The 8509-nt window shown below is 74.1% G+C and carries 6 protein-coding genes; all 6 read right to left on the minus strand.

Annotation, left to right across the window (positions count from 1 at the left end):
* Positions 1–92 precede the first annotated feature (92 nt).
* Positions 93–1535, minus strand: a complete 1443-nt coding sequence (gene obgE, locus FNX44_RS03960; protein WP_143646520.1) for a GTPase ObgE — start codon at positions 1533–1535, stop codon at positions 93–95.
* 143 nt (positions 1536–1678) lie between these two features.
* Entirely contained in the window at positions 1679–1933 is a 255-nt protein-coding gene (gene rpmA, locus FNX44_RS03965; protein ID WP_109498837.1) for a 50S ribosomal protein L27, read from the minus strand.
* Positions 1934–1946: 13 nt separating this feature from the next.
* Positions 1947–2267, minus strand: a complete 321-nt coding sequence (gene rplU, locus FNX44_RS03970) for a 50S ribosomal protein L21 (protein WP_143646521.1) — start codon at positions 2265–2267, stop codon at positions 1947–1949.
* A gap of 271 nt (positions 2268–2538) precedes the next feature.
* Complete coding sequence (locus tag FNX44_RS03975) at positions 2539–6780, minus strand: ribonuclease E/G (RefSeq protein ID WP_143646522.1); 4242 nt, start codon at positions 6778–6780, stop codon at positions 2539–2541.
* A gap of 239 nt (positions 6781–7019) precedes the next feature.
* Complete coding sequence (locus FNX44_RS03980) at positions 7020–7778, minus strand: TIGR03936 family radical SAM-associated protein (protein ID WP_143646523.1); 759 nt, start codon at positions 7776–7778, stop codon at positions 7020–7022.
* Between the two features lie 146 nt (positions 7779–7924).
* Positions 7925–8509 (minus strand): GNAT family N-acetyltransferase (locus FNX44_RS03985; protein WP_323369054.1); only part of this gene is annotated, 585 nt, incomplete at its 5' end.

Below are 8509 nucleotides of genomic sequence, written 5' to 3' on the forward strand. Positions count from 1 at the left end.
AGTAGTCCAACGGCGAAGGCCCGCACCGAACGGTGCGGGCCTTCGCCGTACCGGCGGCCCCGGCCACCCTCACGGGTGACGGGGCCGTCCGCTCACTCGAACGGGTCGAACTCCTCGTAGGCGCGGTCCGGGTCGTCCTGCCGCTCCGCCTCACGGTCCCGGCGGCGCTGGGCGGCCGGACGGGAGGCGTCGAGCCGGTGGTCCTCGCCCCGGCGCCCCAGCATCTCGGCACCGGCCGCCATGGTCGGCTCCCAGTCGAAGACGACGGCGTTGTCCTCGTCGCCGATCGCCACACCGTCGCCCTCCCGGGCGCCGGCCTTCAGCAGTTCGTCCTCCACGCCGAGCCGGTTGAGCCGGTCCGCGAGGTAGCCGACGGCCTCGTCGTTGTTGAAGTCCGTCTGCCGCACCCAGCGCTCCGGCTTCTCGCCGCGCACCCGGAACAGGCCCTCGGCTTCCCTGGTCACGGTGAATCCGGAGTCGTCCACGGCCTGCGGCCGGATGACGATCCTGGTGGACTCCTGCCGGGGAGCGGCCGCCCTGGCCTCGTCGATCAGCGCCGCGAGCGCGAACGACAGCTCCTTCAGGCCCTTGCGGGCGACCGCGGAGACCTCGAAGACCTGGTAGCCGCGCGCCTCCAGGTCCGGCCTGACCATGTCGGCCAGGTCCTGGCCGTCGGGGATGTCGACCTTGTTGAGGACGACCACCCGCGGCCGGTTGTCCAGGCCGCCGTACTCGGCGAGCTCGGCCTCGATGACGTCGAGGTCGCTCAGCGGGTCGCGCTCGGTCTCCAGGGTGGCGGTGTCCAGCACGTGCACCAGCACCGAGCAGCGCTCGACGTGCCGCAGGAACTCCAGGCCCAGGCCCCTGCCCTGGCTGGCGCCCGGAATCAGGCCGGGCACGTCGGCCACCGTGTACACGGTCGAACCGGCCGTCACCACACCGAGGTTGGGCACCAGGGTGGTGAACGGGTAGTCCGCGATCTTGGGCTTGGCCGCCGAGAGCACCGAGATCAGCGAGGACTTGCCCGCAGAGGGGTAACCCACCAGCGCCACGTCCGCGACCGTCTTCAGCTCCAGGACGATGTCCCGGACCTCGCCCGGCTCGCCGAGCAGGGCGAAGCCGGGGGCCTTGCGGCGGGCGGAGGCGAGCGCCGCGTTGCCCAGACCGCCGCGACCGCCGCGGCCGACGACGAACCTGGTGCCCTGGCCGACGAGGTCGGCGAGCACCTCCCCCTTCCGGTCCAGGACGACGGTGCCGTCCGGCACCGGCAGGACCAGGTCCTTGCCGTGCGCGCCGTCCCGGTTGTCACCGGCGCCGGGCTTGCCGTTCGTGGCGCCGCGGTGCGGCCGGTGGTGGTAGTCGATGAGCGTCGTCACGTCCTGGTCGACGACCAGGATCACGTCGCCGCCGCGGCCGCCGTTGCCGCCGTCCGGGCCGCCCAGCGGCTTGAACTTCTCCCGGTGCACGGAGGCACAGCCGTGGCCTCCGTTACCCGCGGCGATGTGGAGCTCGACGCGGTCCACGAAGGTGGTCATGACGGTCTGCCTCCCAGAATCGGGTCGGTTACTGCTGTCGACGGTGCCCTGTGCCCCGTCCTAACACGCCGAGGGCGGAACCGCTTCCCCACCAGGGGAGAGGCGGTCCGCCCTCGGGATGTGACGTGTGTCGCGGTCGTCGCTCAGGCGACCGGGACGATGTTCACGACCTTGCGGCCGCGGTGGGTGCCGAACTGCACCGCACCGGCGTTCAGCGCGAACAGGGTGTCGTCGCCACCGCGACCGACGCCCGAGCCCGGGTGGAAGTGGGTACCACGCTGGCGGACAAGGATCTCACCCGCGGACACGACCTGACCGCCGAAACGCTTCACGCCGAGGCGCTGCGCGTTGGAGTCACGACCGTTCCGCGTGGACGATGCGCCCTTCTTGTGTGCCATGTTTCTCAGTCCCTCACTTAGCCGGGGCGTCGATGCCGGTGATCTTCAGCGCGGTGTGCAGCTGACGGTGACCGATCCGCTTCTTGTAACCGGTCTTGTTCTTGTACTTCTGGATGTCGATCTTGGCACCCTTGTGGTGGTCGACCACCTCGGCCTGGACCTTCACACCGGCCAGCACCCACGGGTCGCTGGTGACCGAGTCACCGTCGACGAGCAGGATGGTGGAGAGCTCGACGCTGTCGCCGGGCTTGGTGGTGGAAAGACGGTCGACCTCGATGACGTCGCCCACAGAGACCTTCTGCTGGCGGCCGCCGGTGCGCACGATTGCGTACACGCGGAACTCTCTCTCGCTCGTAGACGGACTCCTGATGCCAGCCGCCCGGCGCGGGAACGGGCCCGCGAACGGTCCGAGATGGCGTGGGCGGCCTCTCCGGGGCTGGGCGGTCGACGCCCGACGCCCCGAAGGGATGTGCTCAGGAGTGCGGCATGTCCAGTGACACGCCGACGGTCAAGATTACGGGGCCCTTGACCTGGGGTCAAACCGGCCCCTGCGGACCGGTTCGGACCGGTGCCCCGGGCGGACGCCCAGGGCACCGGAACCGACCTCAGCCCTCGCCGGGACCCTCGCCGGCGGAGCCCGCCGGGACGGTCTCGGCCTGCGGCTCGGCGGCCTTCTTCGCGGCGGCCTTCTTGGTCGGAGCCTTGGCCGCCGCCTTCTTCGCCGGAGCCTTGGCCGTCGCCTTCTTGGCGGTCGCCTTCTTGGCGGTCGCCTTGGCCGCCGTCTTGGCCGTCTTCTTCGCGGCCGTCTTGGCGGTCTTCTTCGCCGGAGCCTTGGCGGCCTTCTTGGTGGCGGCCTTCCGGGCGGTCTTCGCCGCCTTCCCGGCTGCCTCCTCCGCCGGCGCCTCCGCCGGCGCCTCCGTCGTGGCCTCCGTCAGAGCCTCCCGGGGCTCCGCGGCCTCCGCGGCCTCGACCGGCTCCGCCTGCTCGGCGGGCTCGGCGGCCCGCTCGGCGGCGGGCACCACGATCGCCGCCGCCTGCACGCCCTCCGGCGAACCGGCGGGCGCGGAAGCCCGTCGGGCCACCCGGCGCCGCGGCCTGGCGGGCGGCGCCGCCGACTCCTCGGCGACCGCCACCGGCTCCCCGACCGGTTCGGCGGCCGGCTGCTCGGCGGTTTCGGTGCGCTCCGGCACCGGAACGGTGATCACACCGGCGGCCTCGCCGGACTGCGGCGCACCCGCCGGCGCGGACGCCTTCCGACTCGCCCGGCGACGCCCCCTGGCCCTCGGCGCGGCGGCCTCCTCGACGGCCGCCGACGCTTCCTCCACCGGCGCCTCGACGAGTTCGGCGGACGGCGCGGGCTCGACGGTCACAGCCGGCTCGGGCTCGGCCACCACGGCGGCCGGCTCCTCGACGACGCTCTCAGGCGCGGCGGCCGGCTCGGTCGGCGCGGTCTCCGCGCGTGCCTGCGGCTGCTCGGCGCGCGGCGGGCCCGCCGGCGCGGACGCCTTGCGGCTCGTCCGACGACGTCCCCGGCGGCGACCCGCGGCGGCCTCCGCCTCCGCGACGCTGCTGTACAGCTCCTCGTCCGGCCGGAACTCCGGCGACGGCAACGCGAACGGCTCCTGCTCGACGAGCTCGGCGGCCTCGGCGGCCGACTCCCCGTCGGGACGCTCGGCCGCGGGCGCGGCGATCTCCGGCGTCGACTCGGGCTGGACGGCCTCGGTCTGCGCCGCGCCGCCCTTGCCCTTCTTCTTCCGCTTGCCGCCGCCACCGGTCGACTGCGGCTGGTCCATGTGCACGATCACGCCGCGGCCGTTGCAGTGCACACAGGACTCGGAGAACGACTCCAGCAGGCCCTGGCCGACCCGCTTGCGGGTCATCTGCACCAGTCCGAGCGAGGTGACCTCGGCGACCTGGTGCTTGGTGCGGTCGCGGCCCAGGCACTCCAGCAGACGCCGCATCACCAGGTCCCGGTTGGACTCCAGCACCATGTCGATGAAGTCGATCACGATGATGCCACCGAGGTCGCGCAGCCGCAGCTGACGCACGATCTCCTCGGCCGCCTCCAGGTTGTTCCTGGTGACCGTCTCCTCGAGGTTGCCGCCCTGGCCGGTGAACTTGCCGGTGTTGACGTCGACGACGACCATCGCCTCGGTCCGGTCGATCACCAGCGAGCCGCCGCTGGGCAGCCAGACCTTCCGGTCCAGCGCCTTCATCAGCTGCTCGTCGATCCGGTACGTGGCGAAGACGTCCACGTCCGAGGTCCACTTGTTCAGCCGCTCGACCAGGTCGGGCGCGACGTGCGAGACGTACTCGTGGACCGTCGACCAGGCGTCCTCACCGCTGATGACGACCTTCGAGAAGTCCTCGTTGAAGATGTCCCGGACGACACGGACGGTCATGTCCGGCTCGCCGTACAGCAGCGTCGGGGCGTTGCCCTTCTCCGCCTTCTTCTTGATGTCCTCCCACTGCGCCTGGAGCCGCTGGACGTCACGCGCCAGCTCCTCCTCGCTCGCGCCCTCGGCGGCGGTGCGCACGATGACGCCGGCGTTCTCGGGGACGACCTTCTTCAGGATCTGCTTCAGCCGCGCCCGCTCGGTGTCCGGCAGCTTGCGGCTGATACCGGTCATCGAGCCCTCGGGCACGTACACCAGGTAGCGGCCGGGCAGCGAGACCTGGCTGGTCAGCCGGGCGCCCTTGTGGCCGATCGGGTCCTTGGTGACCTGCACCAGCACCGACTGGCCGGACTTCAGGGCGTTCTCGATCCGCCGCGGGCCGCCCGAGACGCCCAGCGCCTCGAAGTTGACCTCACCGGCGTACAGGACGGCGTTGCGTCCCTTGCCGATGTCGACGAACGCCGCCTCCATCGACGGCAGGACGTTCTGCACCTTGCCGAGGTAGACGTTGCCGACGTAGCTCGTCGACTGCTCCTTGTTCACGAAGTGCTCGACGAGGACGTCGTCCTCCAGCACCGCGATCTGGGTGCGCTCGCCGTACTGGCGGACGATCATCTCGCGCTTGACCGCCTCGCGGCGCGCCAGGAACTCGGCCTCGGTGATGATCGGCACCCGGCGACGGCCCTGCTCACGGCCCTCCCGGCGGCGCTGCTTCTTGGCCTCCAGCCGGGTGGAACCCTTGATCGACTGGACCTCGTCGCTGGGCTGCTCGTCCTTCTTCTTCCGCGGCTCCCGGATCTTGACGACCGTGCGCTCGGGGTCGTCCGGCGCGGCGGGCGCGCCCTCGGCCGCCTCGGCGCCCTCGGCCGCGTCCCCGCTGCGGCGGCGGCGCCGACGACGGCGCCGCGAGCTGCTGGTCGACGGCGCGCCGGCCTCCGGCTGGTCGGACTCCGCGGCGGTCGTCTCCTCCGCCTCCTCGCCCTCGGCCGCCGACTCGGACGGCTGCTCGTCCTCGGCGCGGGCCCGGCGGGCACGCTTCGGGCGCTCGGCGCCCTCGGCGTCCCCCGCCTCCTCGGCGGACTCCGGCTCGCCCTCGCCCGAGGCCTCCTCGGCCAGCTCGGCGCGGCGGCGACGACGACCGCCCCGGCGGCGACGGCGCGAAGGACGCTCCGCGCCCTCGTCCTCGGCCTCGGCCTCCTCGCGGGCCTCGACCTCCTCGGCGGACTCCGGCTCAGCCTCCTCGGCCTCCGCGGCCTCGTCGTCGTACGCCTCCTCCGCACGAGCGGCGGCCTGCGCGGCGGCGGCCGTCTCGGGAGTCTGGAACATCGGCTCGGTGAACACCGGCGCCTGGAAGAGCATGGTGGTGGCCGCACGGCGGCGGCCACGCGGCGCCCGGGCCTCGCCCTCCCCGGCGGCCTCGGCGGCAGCCTGCTCCGGCGCGGCGGTCGTCTCCCCGGAGGCGCGGGAAGCGCGGCGACGGGTACGCGCGGCGGGGCGCGGGGCCTCCTCGGCGGCGGCCCCCTCCTCGGTGCTCTCACTGCTCGGCGCGGACTCGGCGCTCGCCGCCTCCTCCTCCGGCGCGGCGGCGGCACGGGTCGCCCGACGGCGGGTGCGCGCGGCCTTGACCGGCGCCTCCCGCACGGCGTCCGCGGCCTCCGCGGCCGGCTCGGCGCCCTCGGCGCTCTCGGCCGCGGCGGGCTCGGTCACGGCGGGCTCGGTCACAGCGGCAGCCTGGGACTCGGCGGCGCCGCTCTGCTCCGCGGCGGGCTCGGCCGCGCCGCCGCGGCGGGTGGCGCGGCGGCGGGTACGGGCCGGCTTGCTCGGCTTCTCGGCCGCCGGCTCCTCCGCGGACTGCGCCTGGGCACCCACTGCGACGTCCTCGCCCGTCGGCTCGGCGGACTCCGTCACGGGAGCGGCCTCGGAGGTCGTGTCGGGCACGGCCTCGGGCGCCGGGGCGGCGGCCGGTCGGGTGGCACGGCGGCGGGCGCGCGCCGGCTTGGCGGGCGCCTCGGTGGCCTCCCGGGCCGGTGCCGTCTCGGCCTGCGCCGTCTCGGTGGCGGGTGTTTCCGACGTCTGGGACACGGGCGCCTCCGGCGCGGGCTCGGGGGCGGCGGTGGTCTCCGACGCGGGCACCGGCGGACCGGCGGGCGCGCGCACGACGCGGCGGCGCGTACGGGTCGGCCGCGCGGCGGCGGCCGGTGTCTCCTCGGCGGCGGGCGCGACGGCGGTGGCGGCCTCGGCGCCGCCGGACACCGCGGTGTCGGCTGCGGCCGCGGACTCCTGCCCGGCCGCCTCGGCCGCCGTGACCGTCACCTCGGCGGGCGGCGGTTCCGTGGCGGCCGGTGGTCCGGCCGGTCGGGAAGCGGCCCTGCGCCGGCGCGGCGGCAGGTTGTCACTCGGTGAACTGTTCTCGTTCGGCTCCGCGGTCGCGGAGTCACTGGCTTCGAGCATGCGGGGGTATCTCCCGTCACGCTCCCGGGCGCGGCGCCCTGCCGGCCGTGGCACGCGCGCTTCCGCGGTGTACCTGACCCGGGGCGCGAGCGCCACACGGGAGCTGTTGTCTCACTCGCCGGTTCCTGGCCATTCGGCCCGGCTACGGCGAAAGTCTTCTGGTCCACGCGCCTGCCGGACGGCGGTACCCGGGTGGCTCCCTGGGTTCCGGGCTCGTCGGCGGCGCCGCGACGTCGGCCTTACGCGGTGGCTCCGGGCGCCGTCGCGACGGGGGTTGCGTCGCGGTCGGGCGCCAGCGGGTCGGTCACCGTGCCGGTCTCCTCATCGAGCGGCCCCTGCGCCAGCCTGGTCACCGCTGCGGGGACCGGCGGCGCCAGGTCGGCCGTAGCTCGGAGGCCGGACAGGACGTCGTCGGGTCGTACGGCAGGTGTCAGGTGCCGCACTACCAGGCGCAGTATCGCACAGGGACCCGCCCCCGGCCTATCTCCCCCGCCGGGCCGCCCCTCGGCGACGCACTCCAGGGAGGCGACGGCGGCGCGGGCGTCGAAGGTGCGCATGCCCTTCTTGGTCTGGCGCTCGACCTCGACGTTCTCGGCGGCGAGGAAGGCCGCGACGGCTTTCTCGGCCTCCGCCGGCTCGACACCGTCCAGCCGCAGCTCCCAGCAGGAAGCGGTGAGCCGGTCGGCGAATCCGGGCACGTGCGCCTCGACCGCGTCGACGATGTCCAGCCCGTCCGGCAACGAGTCGTCCAGCAGCTTCCTGACGAGGGCGGGGTCGCGTCGCTCGGCGAGCGCGATCTCCAGGTACTCGGCCTCGCTCGCGGTGCCGGTGGGTGCGGCGTTCGCGTAGGAGACCTTCGGGTGCGGGGTGAAACCCGCCGAGTACGCCATCGGCACCTCGGCGCGGCGCAGGGCCCGCTCGAAGGCGCGCTGGAAGTCGCGGTGGCTGGTGAACCGGAGGCGGCCGCGCTTGGTGTAGCGCAGGCGTACGCGCTGCACCACGGGTGCCGGCGGCGGGCCTTCGGGCTGTCGCTTGCCCAGTGTCGTTCAGTCCTTCGTCAGTCGATGGCTTGGCGTCCCTCCAGGTTACGGCCTCGGGGGCACGTCGGCGGCCCGGGGCGACCGGAACGACGCCCCGTCGCGGCTCAGCCCGCCGGGCTCGGTCCGCCGGTGGGCACCCAGTAGCGCAGCTTCACCCCGCGCTGGTCGTCGAAGACGCCGCCGCACGCCTCGATGACCTTGCGGGAGCCGGTGTTGTCGTGGTCGCAGGTCACCAGCACCCGTTCGAAACCGAGGCGGGCCGCGACCGGCAGGGCGGCCCGCAGCATGGCCGTGGCGTGCCCCCGGCGCCGGGCGGAGGGGCGGACCTCGTAGCCGACGATGCCGCCGTACTCCAGCAGATGCGGGGTGTACGCGTGCCGGATGGCAAGCCGCCCCAGCCACTCGTCGCCCTCGACGTACCACAGGACCGTGGCGGGCACCCAGCCCGCCGGGCGCTCGGTCGCCGGATCGGCGGCCGCGACCACGTCGGCGACGTACCCGGCGAACCCCTCGGGTTCCTCCCACACGTCGCCGTACCGGCGGATCTCCTCACTGATCATCGAGTTGCCGTTGAACCAGGCGTCGTTCTCGTCGGCGAACTCCCTCATGGCCTTCAGGAAGGACGTACGAACCCGGGCTGTGGGCGTGGTCAGCTGCGGCATCCCCCCACCCTGCCAACCGACCACTCC

The sequence above is a fragment of the Streptomyces alkaliterrae genome (assembly GCF_007097205.2).
Lineage (GTDB): Bacteria > Actinomycetota > Actinomycetes > Streptomycetales > Streptomycetaceae > Streptomyces > Streptomyces alkaliterrae.

Coding starts and splice junctions, on each gene's coding strand:
- obgE (WP_143646520.1), bottom strand. CDS start 1,535: ATGACCACCTTCGTGGACCGCGTCGAGCTCCACATCGCCGCGGGTAAC.
- rpmA (WP_109498837.1), bottom strand. CDS start 1,933: ATGGCACACAAGAAGGGCGCATCGTCCACGCGGAACGGTCGTGACTCC.
- FNX44_RS03975 (WP_143646522.1), bottom strand. CDS start 6,780: ATGCTCGAAGCCAGTGACTCCGCGACCGCGGAGCCGAACGAGAACAGT.